This is a genomic window from Solidesulfovibrio sp. DCME (assembly GCF_049995385.1).
Lineage (GTDB): Bacteria > Desulfobacterota > Desulfovibrionia > Desulfovibrionales > Desulfovibrionaceae > Solidesulfovibrio.
In genome coordinates, this window is record NZ_CP188261.1 from 1,155,814 (window position 1) to 1,173,664 (window position 17,851).

General features: G+C 44.3%; 15 protein-coding genes. 12 read left to right on the top strand and 3 right to left on the bottom strand.

Annotation, left to right across the window (positions count from 1 at the left end; genetic code table 11):
- Window positions 1–6: 6 nt before the first annotated feature.
- From recD2 to ACP59X_RS04960, 4 genes are all read left to right on the top strand, one after another.
- A complete protein-coding gene (recD2, locus tag ACP59X_RS04945) occupies window positions 7–2,178 on the top strand; it encodes an SF1B family DNA helicase RecD2 (RefSeq protein WP_428565664.1) in 2,172 nt (723 codons plus the stop codon).
- Window positions 2,179–2,190: 12 nt separating this feature from the next.
- Window positions 2,191–2,514, top strand: coding sequence for a GIY-YIG nuclease family protein (locus ACP59X_RS04950; protein WP_428565666.1), 324 nt, complete (start codon window positions 2,191–2,193; stop codon window positions 2,512–2,514).
- 96 nt (window positions 2,515–2,610) lie between these two features.
- Window positions 2,611–4,908 carry a sensor domain-containing protein gene (locus ACP59X_RS04955; protein ID WP_428565669.1) on the top strand — a complete coding sequence of 766 codons (2,298 nt, stop codon included), beginning with the start codon at window positions 2,611–2,613 and terminating at the stop codon, window positions 4,906–4,908.
- 21 nt (window positions 4,909–4,929) lie between these two features.
- Window positions 4,930–5,895 carry a sensor domain-containing diguanylate cyclase gene (locus ACP59X_RS04960; RefSeq protein WP_428565671.1) on the top strand — a complete coding sequence of 322 codons (966 nt, stop codon included), beginning with the start codon at window positions 4,930–4,932 and terminating at the stop codon, window positions 5,893–5,895.
- A 158-nt stretch (window positions 5,896–6,053) separates the two neighbouring features.
- On the opposite strand, the gene ACP59X_RS04965 is transcribed toward ACP59X_RS04960, so the two are convergent.
- Window positions 6,054–6,596: a MucR family transcriptional regulator gene (locus ACP59X_RS04965; RefSeq protein ID WP_428565674.1), complete on the bottom strand. Its 543-nt coding sequence runs from the start codon at window positions 6,594–6,596 to the stop codon at window positions 6,054–6,056.
- Window positions 6,597–6,804: 208 nt separating this feature from the next.
- On the opposite strand from ACP59X_RS04965, the gene uvsE reads away from it, so the two are divergent.
- Window positions 6,805–7,710: a UV DNA damage repair endonuclease UvsE gene (uvsE, locus tag ACP59X_RS04970; RefSeq protein ID WP_428565676.1), complete on the top strand. Its 906-nt coding sequence runs from the start codon at window positions 6,805–6,807 to the stop codon at window positions 7,708–7,710.
- Window positions 7,711–7,857: 147 nt separating this feature from the next.
- Here uvsE and ACP59X_RS04975 read toward each other — a convergent pair whose 3' ends face one another.
- Window positions 7,858–8,526: a tyrosine-type recombinase/integrase gene (locus ACP59X_RS04975; protein WP_428565678.1), complete on the bottom strand. Its 669-nt coding sequence runs from the start codon at window positions 8,524–8,526 to the stop codon at window positions 7,858–7,860.
- A 268-nt stretch (window positions 8,527–8,794) separates the two neighbouring features.
- Between ACP59X_RS04975 and ACP59X_RS04980 the strand changes: the two genes are divergently transcribed.
- The 7 genes from ACP59X_RS04980 (at window position 8,795) to ACP59X_RS05010 (ending at window position 15,766) form a co-directional block, all read left to right on the top strand.
- On the top strand, window positions 8,795–8,962 hold the full coding sequence (locus tag ACP59X_RS04980; RefSeq protein ID WP_428565680.1) for an integrase core domain-containing protein: 168 nt from the start codon (window positions 8,795–8,797) through the stop codon (window positions 8,960–8,962).
- Window positions 8,963–9,489: 527 nt separating this feature from the next.
- Window positions 9,490–11,643, top strand: a complete 2,154-nt coding sequence (locus ACP59X_RS04985) for a hypothetical protein (RefSeq protein WP_428565682.1) — start codon at window positions 9,490–9,492, stop codon at window positions 11,641–11,643.
- Window positions 11,644–11,656: 13 nt separating this feature from the next.
- Window positions 11,657–12,685 carry a hypothetical protein gene (locus ACP59X_RS04990; protein ID WP_428565684.1) on the top strand — a complete coding sequence of 343 codons (1,029 nt, stop codon included), beginning with the start codon at window positions 11,657–11,659 and terminating at the stop codon, window positions 12,683–12,685.
- 26 nt (window positions 12,686–12,711) lie between these two features.
- Window positions 12,712–13,530: a hypothetical protein gene (locus ACP59X_RS04995; protein ID WP_428565686.1), complete on the top strand. Its 819-nt coding sequence runs from the start codon at window positions 12,712–12,714 to the stop codon at window positions 13,528–13,530.
- 557 nt (window positions 13,531–14,087) lie between these two features.
- On the top strand, window positions 14,088–14,600 hold the full coding sequence (locus ACP59X_RS05000; protein WP_428565688.1) for a hypothetical protein: 513 nt from the start codon (window positions 14,088–14,090) through the stop codon (window positions 14,598–14,600).
- The gene (locus ACP59X_RS05005; protein ID WP_428565691.1) at window positions 14,581–15,039 is read left to right on the top strand and encodes a hypothetical protein; all 459 of its coding nucleotides are present in this window, start codon (window positions 14,581–14,583) and stop codon (window positions 15,037–15,039) included. The genes ACP59X_RS05000 and ACP59X_RS05005 overlap by 20 nt, the downstream gene beginning before the upstream one ends.
- Window positions 15,026–15,766 carry a hypothetical protein gene (locus ACP59X_RS05010; protein WP_428565693.1) on the top strand — a complete coding sequence of 247 codons (741 nt, stop codon included), beginning with the start codon at window positions 15,026–15,028 and terminating at the stop codon, window positions 15,764–15,766. The genes ACP59X_RS05005 and ACP59X_RS05010 overlap by 14 nt, the downstream gene beginning before the upstream one ends.
- 532 nt (window positions 15,767–16,298) lie before the next feature.
- Here ACP59X_RS05010 and ltrA read toward each other — a convergent pair.
- The gene (gene ltrA / locus ACP59X_RS05015) at window positions 16,299–17,603 is read right to left on the bottom strand and encodes a group II intron reverse transcriptase/maturase (RefSeq protein ID WP_428565695.1); all 1,305 of its coding nucleotides are present in this window, start codon (window positions 17,601–17,603) and stop codon (window positions 16,299–16,301) included.
- Window positions 17,604–17,851 lie beyond the last annotated feature (248 nt).

The window sequence follows — 17,851 nt, forward strand, 5'->3', positions numbered from 1 at the left end:
ATAGCCATGGATCTAGCAGACCTCCAGGGTCAGATAGAACGGGTCACTTTTACCAGCGAAGAGAGCGGTTACACCATTGCCAAAGTCAAGGTGTATGGCCGCCGTGAACTCGTAACCGTCGTTGGCAATATGGTGTGCCCCACCCCAGGCGAGATCATCAAGATGAAGGGTGAATGGGGTAACCACCCGAAGTTCGGTGAGCAATTCAAACTCACATACTACAAGACGACTACCCCCGCCTCTGTCCACGGAATCGAAAAATACCTTGGGTCGGGCCTGATCAAGGGCATCGGACCGGTCATGGCCAAGCGCATCGTCAAGCTGTTCGGGGAGGCCACACTGGATGTCATTGAGGCGGACATCCAGAAGCTTGTTGAGGTGCCGGGCATCGGCTCCAAACGGGTTGGCATGATCGGTCTGGCCTGGGAGGAGCAGAAAGAAATCCGCTCCGTAATGCTGTTTCTCCAGACCCATGGCGTCAGCTCCGGATACGCCACAAAAATCTACAAGCAGTACAAAAACGAATCCATTGCCGTCGTCCAGGAGAATCCTTACCGGCTGGCCCACGATATTTTCGGTATCGGCTTCGTCACAGCGGACAAAATAGCGCAGAAGCTTGGGTTCGACAAAAACTCGCCACTCCGGGCCGAAGCCGGCATTCTCTACGTCCTTCACCAGTTGTCCGACGAAGGACACGTTTTTTATCCCCGGGAACCATTAATCGAGAAGGCCATTGAGATTCTGGAAGTGGAGGCTGGAGTTCTGACTGATGCCCTCGGTCGTCTGGCAAGAGAGCAAAAGATTGTCGCTGAAACCCTTGATAGCCTAAGTGGGCCGGTTGAAGCCGTCTATCTTGCCAAATACCATCTTTCCGAAAAGCAGGTGACGGCGAGGCTCAAGGCGCTTCAGGCTGCCGCCAAGGGTGTCCGCGCCATTGACGCCGTGAAGGCAGTGGAATGGGTCCAGGAAAAGCTGTCCATGACCTTGGCCGAGAAGCAGGTGGAAGCGGTGAAGGCCGCCGCCACGAGCAAAGTCCTGGTCATTACTGGCGGGCCGGGGACTGGCAAAACGACAATTATCCGGGCCATCCTCAAGATTTTTTCCGCGATTACCAAGCACATCCTCCTGGCGGCACCGACAGGCCGTGCAGCTAAGCGCATGTCCGAAGCCACCGGTCATGAAGCCAAGACGCTCCACCGGTTGCTTGAGTACTCCATGCAGAAAGGCGGCTTCCAGAAGAACGAGGACCATCCCCTCGATTGTGAGCTGATTGTCGTGGACGAAGCGTCCATGATTGACCTCATTCTGATGCACCATCTGCTCAAGGCCATCCCGAAGCCGGCCACTCTGATCCTGGTGGGTGACGTGGACCAGCTGCCTTCGGTTGGTGCCGGCAACGTGCTCAAGGACGTGATTGCTTCTGGAGCCATTCCGGTCGTGGAGCTGAATGAAATTTTCCGGCAGGCCCAAGAATCCTCCATTATCGTCAACGCCCACAGGATCAACAAGGGCGTCATGCCTGACCTGCGGCCGAAAATGGAGGGTGATGATTTTTATTTCGTGCAAGAGGATGAACCAGACCGAGCGCTGCAGCGAATCATCCATTTGGTCAAGGAGCGGATTCCGAAAAAGTTTGGCCTGGACCCCATCGACGACATCCAGGTATTAACCCCCATGAACCGAGGCGTTGTCGGGACCGCGAACCTTAACACTGCTCTTCAGGAAGCACTCAATCCTCGAGGTGAGGAACTCGCCCGTGGAGGAAGGACGTTCCGAGTCGGCGACAAGGTCATGCAGATCAAAAATGACTATGACCGGGAAGTTTTTAATGGTGACATCGGGCGGATTGCGAGAATTGATTCAGAAGAACAAGAAGTTGTCCTAGCCATTGATGGCCGGGAAGTTAAATATGAATATTCTGATCTAGATGAGTTGGTACTTGCTTATGGCGTGTCGATTCACAAATCTCAGGGGTCAGAGTATCCGGCGATTGTTATTCCTATTATGATGCAGCACTATATAATGCTACAGAGAAATCTAATATACACTGGAATTACTCGGGGGCGGAAGCTCGTTGTCCTCGTTGGCCAAAAGAAAGCGCTTGGTATGGCCGTAAGAAATAATAAGACGTCATTTAGGAACACCTATTTAGACAAAAGAATTAAGCTCGGAAAGTAAAGAGACAACTTCGTGCCCTGGTATGTTTATATACTTAAGTGCTCCGATGGCACATTGTATTGTGGAATAACGTGTGACGTGACCCGTAGGATTGATGAACATAATGGATTATTGCCTGGCGGAGCTAAATACACATGCAGCCGAAGGCCCGTTCTCCTTGTTTCTAGTGCCCCTTTTGCAAATAGATCTGAAGCTTCAAGAGCTGAGTATCGAATTAAAAAGGTACACAGGGACAAGAAGGTATCCATTTTGAATGAGTTCGCTGATGGTATGGCGAGTAATAATCAATCGTCATTTTTCCGGTTTTCTAAAAAAAAGAATTCAAATAGTGATTGATATAGGTTTAGAAAAATGAAAACCACGGTTCTGCTTAAAAACACCTAGTGGGTGTAAGCGTGTCCCCTCTATTTATCTAAGTCATTGGAGTCTGATATGCTTCGCCTCAAACCGTCGAAGATTGTTGTCTTCTACGCAATCGTCAGCGCTCTATGGGTTCTTTTTTCTGACAGGGCAGTCGGCATGCTGTTCTCAGATTCTGTTCAAACTATTACAATGCTTAGCACTTTTAAAGGATGGCTCTATATATGTATCATCTCGGTCATGCTGTATATAGTTTTGAAAAGATACGAAAGGGAAAATATCAATCATCAAAAATCACTTTCTGAAAGCGAGGAGCGTTTCAAAACAATATTTGATTCTGTAAGTGACTGTATTTTCATTCATGATCCTAGGAACGGTAAAATAATAGATGTAAATGCTAGGACATGTGCAACTTTTGGGTATAGTCGAGAAGAATTCCTTGAACTAGATGTGGGCAAAATAAGTTCCGGTATTTCTCCTTATACTCAGGACGAGGCTGTAGATCGAATTCGCCAAACTCTCAAAGGGGATATTTTATCCTTCGAGTGGCAGTGTAAAACTCGAGATGGGCGTATGTTTTGGGGGCAAGTTTCAACGAGTAGAGCTGTAATTAACGGGATTGATCAAGTATTAGTGAGTTTGCAAGACATCACAGAGAGGAAACAGACAGAGATTATATTGGCAGAAGAGCGTAAATTTGCAAATGCAGTGCTTGAAAGTGTTCCTGGTTTATTGTATCTTTATAATGACGAAGGATTGCTTGTCCGTTGGAATAAGCAGCATGAATCAATTACAGGGTACTCTGGTCAAGAACTCTCTCAAATGCACCTTCTTGACTGGTACAAGGGCGATGAGCTTGCCCAGAAAAAAATTACAGATGCCATCAATCGCGTTGTGCGTGGTGGTAGCGCTGTTGAGGAAGCGGATCTTCAAACAAAGAATGGAGAGAAAATACCATTTTATTTTACTGCCGTTCGTTTGGAAATTGAAGGAAAAATATATTTTGTCGGCGTAGGTATCGACATCACCGAACAAAAGAAACTAGAGCAACAGCTGTCATTCCGCGCGCTCCACGATCCGTTGACCGGTTTAGCTAATCGGACCCTTTACATTGAACGTATTTCTCAGGCGAATGAGCGTCTTTCTAAAAATAAAGAGCATAACTTTGCGGTAGTATTTATCGACATTGATAGTTTTAAGTCTATTAATGACAGCTTCGGTCACGAAGTGGGCGATCTGGTCTTGTGTGAAGTTGCGCATAGGATTGAATGTTGTGCTAGAAAAACTGATACAGTCTGTCGCTATGGCGGAGACGAATTCATTTTACTTCTGACAGATATTGATAAATCGGAAGTGACTCAAGTTATTGGTAAAGTGCAAGATGTACTAGTTGCTCCGTTAGCCATAAACTCTCATGAGTTGCAGATTAGCGCAAGCTTTGGCGTTGCATATGGTAATGATGGACAGCAATCTCCTGAAACCTTTTTGAGGAATGCGAATATTGCATTGCACAATGCAAAAATTTCCCGAATTGAGAAACTAGTTGTCTATGAAGAGGGAATGCATGAAGCAGCTATCCTCAACCTTAATTTGCAAAATGATATGCGTCGCGGACTTGAGGCCAAGGAATTTTTTGTTGTCTACCAGCCTATATTTGTACTTAAAAATGGCCAGTTGTCTGGATTTGAGGCCCTTCTTCGCTGGCGTCACCCGCATCGCGGCATTATAAGTCCTGGAGAGTTTATACCTGCAGCGGAAGAGTCCGGTTTTATATATGAACTTGGTAAGTTCGTATTAAACCAATCTTGTTTGGATTTTGTCGGGTTGATGCCGAATTTGCCTTCAGATGACAGTCTTACTTTGTCTGTCAATATTTCTCCCAGGCAGCTTGCACGACCAGGTTTGATTGACATGATCGAGCAAGCCCTATGCAAAACAGGTCTGCCACCGTGGGCCTTGATACTTGAAGTTACAGAATCTTCTATCATGGAGCATCCTGAAGATTCAGCTTGCATTCTTGATAAGCTAAAACAGAAGGGCGTGCGCATTGCCATCGACGATTTCGGAACGGGGTATTCCTCGATGAGTGTTTTGCAAAAATTGCCCTTGGACAGCCTGAAAGTGGATATGAGCTTTGTCAGCAGATTGACATGCGGTAAAGGAGATCGCGAAATCGTTCGTGCGATCATTACATTGGCTCATAGTCTTCGTCTAAAAACTGTTGCTGAGGGCATTGAGACCGTTGAGCAGCTCGAAATCCTCCGGGAGTTAGGTTGCGAATTGGGCCAAGGCTATTTATGCTCTAGGCCTTTGTCTTTAGTTGACATCCCTCTCGTTATATCTAAAAAAGCTTGCCCCTCGCTCACTTAACAGATGTTATGAGGTGTTACTTTGCGTTCAAATAAAACAAACGACCAACTAGTCGATGATCTTGCAATAGCTCAACAACGCATTGCTGAGCTTGAAGCCCTGTCTCTTGCCAAGTCCGAAAGCTTGTCTTGGAAAGAAAGTATATTGAATAGTTCCTCAATAGGAATTCTTGTTGTTACCAATAACCGTATTATTACAGAAGTAAATAACAAATTGGCTGAAATGTTCGGATACAGTAAAGAGGAGATGCTTGGCAATTCAGTGCATATGATTCATCTCGATGAACAACGGGGTGTGGAGTTCGGAGAGAAATTTTGGGCGAAAACCGCTGAGACTAAAACTGTAACGTGTGAATATCCATTGAAGAAAAAAGACGGAACCACTGTTTTATGTGAGTTGTCAGGGACAGCTATAAATTCAAATGCCCTGTGGCAAGGAGTGGTTTGGGCTGCTGTTGATATTTCTGAAAGGAAAAAATTCGAACATGACTTATTGTTTTGTGCAAATCACGATCATCTTACGGGCATTTATAACAGAGGTTTCTTTGTTAGGCAACTAGAAGAAGAAGTTTGGCGGTCAAAGCGATATAAAAGGCATCTGACATTATTAATGATTGATGTTGATGACTTTAAAAAAGTAAACGATTTGTACGGTCATATTGTTGGAGACAGTGTTCTAAAGTGGTTGTGTGTGGAAGTGAAGTTGACTTTAAGACAAGCTGATATATTTGGTCGGGTCGGGGGCGAAGAATTCGGAATTGCGCTTCCAGAAACAGAAATTGCTGGAGCCGTGCAGCTCGCAGAGCGAATCCGTGAATCTATTTTTACTCAAACTTTTGCTTCGGATTCTATAGAATTGCGACTGACATTAAGCTTTGGAGTTGCTATGCTGACTCAAGATGACAATTGCGATAGTTTTTTTAAGAGAAGTGATGATGCACTGATTATTGCAAAGTCTACTGGTAAGAATAAAGTTATTGTGCTGTAAACTGGTAGAAACTCGACGCTAGTTGCTAAAATAAAAACAATTATTCGAAGAGCATAAGTCGCTTACACAACCGGAGTCGATAGCCTAAAATGTAAAGCCCACGCCAACCATTCAGTAATGGGGAAGGCGTGGGCATGGAATCCAAGCAGCTTAGGATGTTATTTCTTTTTGCTTTCCGCGCTGCCCTGCAGTAACTCAATGATGCCTACGTTCTTTTCCTTGGCGGCAGCGGCCAGTCCCTTCAGGCCGTCAAAGCCCTTGTCCGTGACGAATTTTTTGACTTCACCCCGGGCAACGCTAAATTCCTTCATCACCATTTGCATTTGCTTCAGGGGGTTGTCTTCACCAGAAGTAGTCTTGCGGGCGACCTTGACGGACATGTCCTTTTTCTTGACATCAAACTTCTGCATGTACTCTTCGCGGGTAAGGCCGTGAGAAGCAAGATGCTTTTTAGTGAGAGTTTTATACTCCGCACCACAGAGGGCACACCTGACGCACTTACGAGTCTTCTCGTGGCGCTGGGCTTCAATCTGTTTCATGGGTTCGGCAGTGATATCGATAACCGGCCCGCACCGCAGAGAATCAAGCTTTTCGTAGATGCTCTTGGTGACAACTTCGAGTTCGCTAAAATGGACTTTCCCGTGACGCAGCTGGTCCTTGGCAAGATTGAGAGCTTCCGCCCAAATTTCTTTATCAATCATGGTTGACTCCTTGTTTGTTGACGTTGACATGTATCTACCATCAAAAAACTAAATGTCAATTCGAAAGAGCATTTCATCGAAGATTAAAAATTTTTATAAAATATTCGGAGTAAAATACAAACGCTAGTGGCTAAAGACAATTTTCTTTCCGGAAAACCATTTGGCCTCTAACGCAGAAATTTGGGTGTAAGGGCTTTCGAGGAGGGTTATGCGATTTGGGCTTTGCTGCTTATTTGTTGAAGAAAAAATATCGTTTAGAACGACCACGGCGAAAGCCTTGTTGAACTTGACGGTCAAAACGCGCTTGGAAAAAGTATCTGGGATTTGCCTTCACAACGCCAAAAGTCTGCTGGAATCTGTCAAGACTGTTCATCGTCTGGGTATTGGCGCTTTCAGAATCTCGTCCCAGTTCTTTCCCCGGATGACACACCCTGTTACGGGCTACCGGCTTGAAGAATTGCCTGAGGTTGAGGAAATCAATGACCTGCTGGCAGCGACAAAGAACTTTTCGAAGAATAATGGTATCCGACTCAGCTTCCATCCGGACCAGTTTATCCTGCTGTCCTCGCCAAGAGAGGAAGTGACGGAAAATTCCATTCGTGAACTTTGCTGCCAGGCCGATTGGGCAGACGCTATTGGGGCGGATGTGATTAACATCCATGCCGGCGGCGTTTACGGGGACAAGGCGCAAGCTCTTGAGCGTTTGAGCGGAGCGTTCAAGGATCTACCCAAGAAAGTAAGCAGCCGACTCACGTTGGAAAACGACGACGTCAGCTACACTGTGCGCGATTTGCTCCCTGTGTGCCACTCGCTCTCCATTCCATTGGTTTACGACGTCCATCACCATCGGTGCAATCCGGATGGCCTCACCGAGCTTGAGGCCACGGATCTGGCCGCAGGCACCTGGGCAGCCGTGAAACGCGAACAGTACTGTCACGTTTCTTCGCCCAAAAATGGTTGGGGCAAAGGAAATCACAAACCGCATGCCGATTTCATCGACCTGAAGGATTTCCCAGTATGCTGGCTGGGGCGTGAGATGACCGTGGACGTCGAAGCCAAAGCTAAGGAGCTTGCGGTGGTCCAGTTAATGGGCGCACTGGGTAAGGAGCGGTGAGGGCGGAATGGGGCCGTCGTTGATTGAACCCGATTTGCCCGATTTACCCGATTTGCCCGATTGTATCCTGTGTGTCGGAGGATACTCTGGTGCCGGGTCGTTTTGCGCGCTGATTTGTCATGGATGAGGAACAAATCATAATATACGTTATATCAAACCAACCTGATGCAAAATTTGTTTGGTTTCGTGGTTGCTCAATCGGGTGTATATCGCTGTTGTATTTAAAGACGAGTGTCCCAAAATGGATTGTACTCCCGTAAGCGGAACGGAGAGACGCGTCATTTCAATAGCCCGTGTATGCCTGAGGACATGAGGATGTGACAAAGAACGGGGCAGATTAGCTTCCTTGGCTCTGTCATAAAAGACCCGGCGCATGTTGCCTTGATCTAGCATGAATACACGACCACGTTGGTCAGGATATTGGGCTAGGTATGTTGCAAGCTCGGATATGATGGACGGCGGCACCGGCACGAGCCGCACGGGGACGGATTTGGTTTTTCGTCCAGCATGGTCTGTCTTCGCGTGGCGTTTGAGCGTTACCAACTTGACATCACCAGCGCGGTAATCGATATCGTTAACATCGTTAAGTGAAAGCACTTCGCCCAACCTGGCCCCGGTGAAGCGAAGGAAGAGAAACGCCAGCCAATAACGTCCACGAGTTTTCCGGGTGGAGGGACGGATGGCGGCGTCATCGAACCATTCCTGGAAGGCAGTGGTCAGGGCGGCGACCTGGTCCGGAAGAAGGTAAGGGATCTCTTCAACCATTTGCGGTTGAATGGAGGCCGGGAGATTTTGGCGAGCTGTCAGGTGGTTCATGGGGTCACCTCGGGCTTACACGGTTATTTAAACGTATGCGTGTAAATCTAATGGATTTTTCTGGTCATGGGAAGGGGCTTTCCGAGAAAAGTCGATCAAATTCGATGGGTTACTACACGATAATTGAGACTTTCGTGTAATGGTAGGCATAGAATCGCCCGATAGCAGAAAATGGTGGGTTGGCCCCTTCGAGAAGGGGACCTTGATGTTGCCACTGTTAAAGGGGTCATAGACGCTTTTGCGCTGGGGAGCTGATCAAGGGCTGGGCATGGACTTGATTGGTCCTGGCAACCCCTGGCAGAGTGAAGGCTTAAATAGCAAAATTCGGGATGAGTGTTTGTCCATGGAGTTGTTCAGGCTCCAGGTGGAGAGCAAGGTCGTCATCAAAGATTGGCGAAGACTTTACAGTGGTGTGAGGCTTCACTCAAGCCTGTGAGTGATGACGCTGGACGCTTATGCCCGCATGATTGATTGATAGCTGCCCAAAATTAGGCCCCCCCCTCAACACTTGACTGATCCGAAGATTCCCGTCAGGTCAGGGCTATACAAAACAGGGATGATTGGGGTAGTAACTGTGCATGTGAAAACGTAATTGTTAAATTTTCGGCTATTGAGGTTTAAACCCTCGGCTTTTAGCCAGCTAGCTTTAAACTAGCGGGTGAATTTGTCTCCGTTGTGGTTTGTGCCCGTGCTCGATCCAAGATTTTTTTAAAGTAGTGCGGCAGAGTGATTTTTAAAATCACCGCCTGAGTAGCTTATCGATTTACAGTTTTAATTTCAGTTCGCAGTTATTAACCCACCAGCTTCAGTTGCTGGTCTTTTGGTGCTAATGAGGCGATTTGATGTGATATTTATGTTTAGGCAGTTTTTTTGAAGGCAAATACATTATCACCTAGTTAAAGCTTGTCGTGGCAACGTAAAATTTTGTTGCTTAGAATTACAAACTTTCTGAGGAGCGTTGAAATGCGTGCAATAGAGATTTCTAATATAATTCAGAAGAGAAATTTGTTGGCTAAGAGCATTGCAGACAAGGCTATAGATTTTTTTTCATTACAAAAAGACTTTGTGGAGATGAAAAAAATTATTGAAGAATTAAAAAATAAAGATAACACACCCTCTTTATTCGTTGATGATAATTTTTTAGATGATCTAGATTCAGCTGCGGAGACTTTAAGTGAAGTGCAGATGGACTTTGAGAAAGCACTCAAACGTTTTGACAGAAATAGTTTGAATATTGTCGTTGTCGGAAGGGCGCGTAATGGGAAAAGTCGTCTATTGCAATCGTTGACATCATTAAGTTCGACGGAAATACCCGATGGAAATAAAAGTTTTTGCACAGCTGTTCGAAGCGATATTATTAATAGTGAGGAGGTTTCTAAGGCTAAAGTGCATTTTTATACCAAAGCGAATTTTATGGAAAAAGTTATAGCCCAATACTTTGATTCTCTTCGGCTGCCTTTGCCGCGGGATTTTGATGAATTTAAGATATATAAGATGCCTGATGCATGTTCTGCTTCTGATACACATGAAAGGAATTGGATTGAACATTTATTGGAAATCCAAAGAGACGCCCCAAAATACGAAAGTTTTCTTGGCGCTGTCCCTAGTTCCATTGCAACAAAAGAAGTGCGCTCATATGTAACGCAAGATGGGGATAGTAGAACTTTTCATTCTGTAGAAAAAGTTGAAATTTTTTGTAAATTCCCCAACACAAATGCTCATCAATTGCGATTGATAGATTTGCCGGGTTTAGGAGAAACTGGTCTCGGAGGGGACAAGAGAGTAGTAGAGACTATTGGGCCAGAAGCTGATGTTGTTCTTTTTGTTAGAATGCCAAGTGACAAGGGCGATTCATGGACAAAAGAAGATGTTGATTTGTATAGCATAGCCAGTCAAGGGTTTTCGCATTCTAAGTTGGAGGATTGCTCCTTTCAAGTTTTGAATTCTACTAAAAATCCGAGTAATTTTCACAATTGTGAACAAATGAAGTCAACAATGCAAGTTAATCATCTTTATACTGTAGACTCCATAATTGCGGATTGCTCTAACGGACAAGAGGCGTGTGAAAAAATTTTAAATCAGATCATATCGTATTTGAAGGACAATATTTATCGGATAGACCAAAGTTTATGTCTATCTTTGCAAGATAAGTTTGATTTTTGCGCTGAGCAAGGTGAAAGATTGAGGGTGAAGCTTGTAAGTTTTGTCAATTCTCACGCAAATTCAGCTGGGAATGAGTTTATACGCTTATGTCAATCAACAATTGACAATTTAAAGGAATCTTTGCAAAATTTGATTACAAACATAAGGGTGTATCGAAACGATCCAAGTGAAGATTTTAAAGAGGGTTTTTCACGAATTCTAAACGAAGCAACGAATGACATGGGTATTGATGAACAGCTTTTGTCAAGACTTATTCCTCGTCTGGGAGGATCAGTAAATGCTTACGGAGAGGCTATGCACATAGTTAGAACACATCTCTCTCGCAGATTCTTAGATCTCGACAAAACTTTAAATGCACCTATCCAGCGCGTCAAGAACGAGATTGTTAGTATATTGGCTAGAGATGGTGCCCTTGGGAATTATTTTACAAATGATGACACATTGCTGGAAGATCTGATGGCTTTCATTAGAAAGCAAAATGTATTATCAGATTTAAAAGATATATATGAGGCCTTGCAATTGTTGGAAACCTTTCATCTCTCATATAGGGGGCTTATCCAGCATAGGATTCGTCAATTCTTGGATCCAATAGACGGCATGTCACTGGAAGTGTTGCCTATGCCCGAAGACGATAAGTCATCGGAAAGGATATATGAGCATCTAAATACTATATATAGTGAAATATTGTTTGAGATGCGAAGAGCGCTTAACGACATATCTCAAGAGCCTAATAGAGCAGTTTTTGCTATCGCTGAAGAATTTAAAGATATTGCAATACGTTCGACTGAAGTAGAATTGCAATGGTTTTTTTTGTACAACTTGCTAAAGAATGACCTGTGGCCTGATAAATTTAGTCCACTAGAGGGGGGATCGCGACTTAAAAATAGAGTCGATGAATTAAGCCGTAACATTCAATCCCATGTAGAGTCTAAACCAAATTTCCTTTTACACTAGGAATGAGTGCGAAATGAACAAAAAAGATCTTATTAATATTTTGCTCAAGACTGCCTCTCCCTCTGTTGTCAATTTTTTAAAAGGGATACAAACGCATTTTTTATCGGATAAAACTTTGCATTTTACAATGCTTGGCGGACGGGGAGTGGGAAAGACCTCTTTGCTAGCATGCATGTATAATCAACTTACAAATGCTAATGCCTTATTGGCCGGACAAGTTAGGAGAGTTGAAGGTGTAAACGATCTTGACAATGCTTATTCCGAACTTCGCAGGATGTGTAACCGACAAGAAACACAGGTTTACAATAAATATGGTGTGACTGGCACTGAAGAACTAAAAGTTTATTCTTTCAACTTGGGGAAAAAGCCTTCGCATTTGTCTATAAATTTCTATGATTTCCCTGGTGGTTGGGTCGTCAAGGATGAGAACAGAGATAAATTGGAAACGTTATGTAAGATTTCAGATGCAATTTTGGTTGCTGTAGACATGCCTTTCGTGATGGAAGACCATGCTACTCATGCAACAATGTACAATAAACCAGAAGTTGTTAAAGAAATTATCCAAGCTGGGCTTGAGGACAGTTGCAATAATAAATTGGTCTTGCTTGTTCCAACACGAGGTGAAAAGTATTACCTTGATTCGATGCCAAAGATCAATCCAATTTCGGCTATTGAGGAAACATATGGAAGCCTTATAAACATGTTGAAGGGTAATGGCTATTCTAAAAGAACTACTTTAGCTATAACGCCAGTCCTCACTACCGGATGTGTTGTCTTTTCAAGGTTTAAGTATGAAGAAAATGACTCAGTCTCTGAGATTTATTTTAGGAAAATTTCTCCCAACGCAGTTTTCACCCCAAAAAATTGTGAACAGCCATTATACTATTTGCTTGACTTCTTTCTTAAAAAACGACTAGAAGAAAAAAGTATGTTCGATAAATTTTTATCCTTGTTTATTGGTGATAGTTTAGCTGAAGTGCGAGAAGAAATTCGAAAAAACACCAAAACAAGTGGGGAAGGATTTAAGATGTTGATAGAATAACTTGATGAATTGTAACGAGAAAATAGATGGATAGATCATTGTACTATTTTACTGCAGGTTATAGACAAGATCAGGATTACCACTGGTATGCTGATGGCGGCATACCTTGCGCAGAACCGCAGCTTCTACAGAAAGCAAAGCTATTTATACAACAAAGAATTAAAAAAAAGTCCTCTCAAAATTCGTCACTAGTTGGTATGCTTGATTTCTCCTATTCTTTGCCAGTTAGCCAGCGCGCAGTATTTATTTTTTCTTTGGATGAGCATTTATTCCTCTATGTAACCGGTTTAGAGCGCAAGGTGCTAGATCATACTGGGCGTCTAATATTTGCAGGAATTTTGATTCAAGCAGACGAAGTTTTTTTGCGTAAAATAAGTATCCTCGCGGCTAAATCTTGGGAAGCATTCGTAGATATCTGTAACAACAGTTTTAATGATGAACAGGAAAATAGAATAATTATATTTAACAAAGATCTTTTTTATAGCGTGGTGAATAATTGTTTGCCTCGTCTTGGTTCCGAAACTTATCCAATTGCAAGGGTTTGGAACTGCGAACAAACTAAAGATGTTGTAAGCAACGAGTTGCATAGACTCGCAATCCCGGTTCATGAAACCGGGCTTCTTGTCTTTTTGTTTTCTTCGGAAGATATAAGTTTTTTTTGTAAGGTTAATTCTTGGATAGCGACTTCTTCTAAAGTATATGACATGACATTTGTCCCTAACGACAAGGACTCATGCTCAAAAAAAAAGAGCAAAATTCGTTCCATGGCCTTTATAAGCGGTTGGGTGATTTTTTTAACGATCCTTCTGACATTTTCAATGGTAAATAGAATTGATGATTTTTAAATGTCCATCTAATTTTTTAATTTATATAGTATTTTTTGTTTTCTACTGCACATTTTCGATTGATCTGTTTTCTAAGAATGATTATTGTCTTGGAATATTTAATACATCTGGCCTCGACGTCTTATTTTAGTACGGTTGAAAACTTATCAAAAAGCCGGTTTCATCTGACGATACGAAGACATCACGTTCAAGGTGTCCATTGGTCGGCGAGCTCTGGATGGCCTTAGTTTTGCCGAATTTGTGGTTGTTGAGTCAAAATTTTTTTCTATTCATAATGTTCCGGTAAAAAGCTTACATAGGATGGGGGAGAAACATCCTCACAATGTAAGCCAAAACATGACAACCTTTTTGGTTTGCTGTCTTTTGAATCGATTTTTCCCAGGTTGGCGACGCCGACTAGTTGGAAATACATTAAAGTTTCGGATAATTTTTTTTCTAGCACCTCTTAACTCGATGGGAGTAAAATATTCCATTCTCAGTGTGTGTAAACTACAATTTTTGATAATTATTAGTGCAATCCTGCACATGTTTTTTTTACTACTTCGGGAGTCACAAACATGGTTACTTCAAACAATGCCAATGCTTCTTTTAGTGTGGATAAAATTCGTAATTTTTTGAGCGAACAAAATATACCTGCAGATGTTTCTAGTAAGTTTTTGACGGCATTTTCTGGAGAATTAGAAAATTTTATCGATTTTGAATCATTGAACAAAAAATTAGACTTGTTTTATACTTTTGAAAAAAACTATTTGATGCTTATTAAAGAGCACAAGGAGGAAATTAAATTTGTGCACTCTGTTCAAGAAGATCTTCGCAGGGAGAGATCGAATTTTTTCACGCAAATTTTAAAAGATGCCTCAGAATCCTTAAAAAAAGCCGAAATTGATAGCAAAATAGCGTCTAGCTGGCTTCAAGAACTTGTTTCTTGTTATACAAAAAGTCTTAATCTGAGCAATGAAATTGTTTCCACCCATTCTGTGGATATTATTGGAGAGCTTAGGGCAAAGAAAAGTGAAGTCTTCAACACCTTAAATTCTAAAGAAAAAAGCAATGCAGTTGCCGACGACTAATATATTAGAACAATTGCTCTTTCTCAAAAAGGGTAGGGAGCTTTTGCTTTTAGAGTTTGTCAAGCCATCTTCGGATATACTAAAAAACGTGTACCTTTATGAGTCCGACCCTGCTGTTCAACAAATATTACTGTCATATTTAAAAAATGTTTGGCTCAGTAAATGGCTTGAAACATCAATTGATAATCTACAATTTTTAAATATTGAAGCGGGGCTTGTTTCAAGAATTGTTACAGTTTTTTCTGAATTCCAATCGGATGTTTCTTTTGATTTGGCTAGATCCATGATTTCGGCCCAAAAAGATGGTTTAGAATTTATTTTAAACGCATCGACGGTAAGCAGAGACAGGATTGATGAGATCCGTGCTGCTTTATATAAACAGAGGGCTAAACTAAAGCGAAAAATACAAGCTTCGGGAGGAGATTATGGGGATAATTGATTTGTTCGCAACTACTGTAGGCAAAGTTGGTGATGCTGTAACTCGTTCGGTAGAAGGTATTTTAGAATGGACAAGTGAGCCATTAAAATCATTTCAGCATAAACGTGATCTGGCTAGAGAAAAGTTGCTTCATTGCAACGAAGTTGAAAAAGTTAAAATACTTGCAGACTTAGAGTCCGATCGGCTTAAGCTTATCGCTGATCTTGAGATTAAAAAGGAAACAGAAGTTAACCGCATTAACAATGAGATACTTCAGTTTACTAAAGACCAAGATTTGCAAAGGCAAAAAGATATTTCAGATGCAATAATCCATTATCAACGAGAATATAACACACTCGTCGCCGAGTTTATTTCCAATATTTCACAACTGCACATAGACTTGATCGACAAAGCTCAAGACATGATAAAGCGTCGCCTCCTGGATTATAAAGAACTTCAAAAAGAGATTAGGCAAGAGGCTTTGACAGAGTATAAAGATATTTGTGCTTCTATGGGAAATGATGAATTTGGCAAGGAATTCCTAATTTCATCATTGAAAAGAACAGTTGATGACTTGCTCGACACTTCTTCCAGTATCGTCAAAGACCTTAATGATGATTTAAGGCGTTTGAAGGTTATGATTGAAAGATGCGCAACAGAAGGACAAGTTTCCATCGAAATGCGTCTAAAAAGCTTGCAAGTAGATGGAGTTTCATTCGATCCAAAAAAACAGTTGTCATCTACATAGTTAAATATTTGATTTGAATCTGACCATATTTGTTGTGCTAAGATTATTCCCGTCAGATGTCTTCCAATCAGTTCCTCGTTTTACTTTACAGCGTTTTGCGGCCTTAGACCCCTTGTTAGACGATGTGTCTTTCTTCGCGAGCCTAGGATTGTAGAGTAGGTAAACCTAGTCGGAACCCATAGGATTTGACCGGATTTACTCGGACCTAAGTGGCTGTAAATATGGGTGAAGTACGCTAAATGAAAGTCCTTTCACGCCGGTAACAGGGGTTTCAAATCCCCTTGGGGACGCCAAGCAAATCAAAGGGTTATCCTTCGGGATAACCCTTTTTTTGTTATGGACTCACGGGTGGACACATTTTTCAAAATATCGCCGGTGTCCTGGAAAATTTTTACGTGAATTCAGTGTGCTGGAAGCGCTATTGAGAACGGGACAGTGAGTCAGGTTTTAGATCGGTGGGTGGCGGTAGGGACCACCCTTTCGGATGGCCCCCCGCACAGATCCCAGCGAGCGGAACTACCGCACTGGGCTCCTACCTCGGGTGTTTGGCGTAAAAGCGCTGGTTTGGATGAGGATGCATGACTTTGAGCGTGGGGATCCACAGGCTGACGATTGGACTGAAGGCCTGCCAGTTGATGCGCCGCTTCTGGCCTCGGCGACGAAGCACCTTATACCAGTTACGAATCAAGTCTTCTCTAAACGTCCGCATGGCTTCGCAATTTCCTGGTACTGCATGATACCGATAGTATCCGAGCACCACTCGCCTGAGCCAGTCGCCGACCTCGGATATGGGGTCGTGCATACGCCCGCGTAGAGCCGTCTTGATCCTTTTGAGCGCCGCGCGCAAACGCTTCTTCACCGTTTTACGCCTGACGAGGAACCATCCTCGGTTCCGGGTCTTTGCACACAGGTGCGTGAAACCCAGAAAATCGAAGGTTTCGGGCTTGCCCTCACCGCGTTTACGCCGGTTGTCGGCGGCGAACCTCCCGAACTCGATGAGCCGGGTCTTTTCAGGGTGCAGAGCCAGTCCGAACTGGTTGAGCCGGGCCTTGAGTTCGGCGAGGAAACGAATCGCTTCTGTATGGTGCTGAAACCCCATGACAAAATCGTCAGCATAACGCGTGATGATAATGTCGCCGCTGGCGTAGTTGCGCCGCCAGTGATGCGCCCACTGGTCCAGGACATAATGCAAGTAGATGTTTGCCAGCAGCGGCGATATGACCGCCCCCTGTGGCGTTCCAACTTCTGTCCGGGACCACTCGCCGTCCTTGGAAACTCCAGCCCGGAGCCATTTGCTCACCAAGCGGAGAATTCTTTTGTCGGCGATCCGGTGTTCGAGGAAGCGGAGCATCCATTTGTGGGAGATGGTGTCAAAGAATCCCTGTATGTCCGCGTCGAGCACCCAATTCACCTTCCTGCGGGTCAGCCCGACCACCAAGGCGTCCAACGCGTCGTGCGCGCCGCGCCCCGGCCGGAACCCGTAGGAGAAGCCCAGAAAATCCTCCTCGTAAATGGCTGAGAGCACTTCCCCCACCGCGTGCTGGACGATCTTGTCTTCCAGGGCTGCGATACCGAGTGGCCGCAACTGGCCGTCCGGCTTGGGGATGTAGACCCGCCGCGAGGGCTGCGCGCGGTATGCGCCAGAGTGGACCCTCTCGTGTAGTTCTTTCAGCCGTCCAGGTAAGTTTTCTTGGTACTGCATCCAAGTGACTCCGTCCACGCCCGGGGCGGCCAGCTTCTTCAGAGCAAAGTAGCTGTCCTGCAGCGCTTTCGTGGTCACATGATGCAGCAGTGAGGTGAACCGTGCATCCTTGTCCTCCCTTGCCACTTTTCGCACGCGTTGCAGTCCGGACGACACACCTGCCCGGCCCTGTGTCCGGGGTGTGGCCGTCTGCTCCGCGTTTCCCTTGGTTGACCGCCTTCCCTCCACCACCTCCGCAGGTAGGTCTCCCCTGCCTTTGTTCGGCGGCTTCCCCGGTACTATGCAGCCATCCGACTTCCCAGAGACGTACATGCCGGGCGTATGGCTTCCAGCCTTTCCCGGCCGTCCATCCTCACCATCAGAGGAGGGAGTCCCTGGGATCT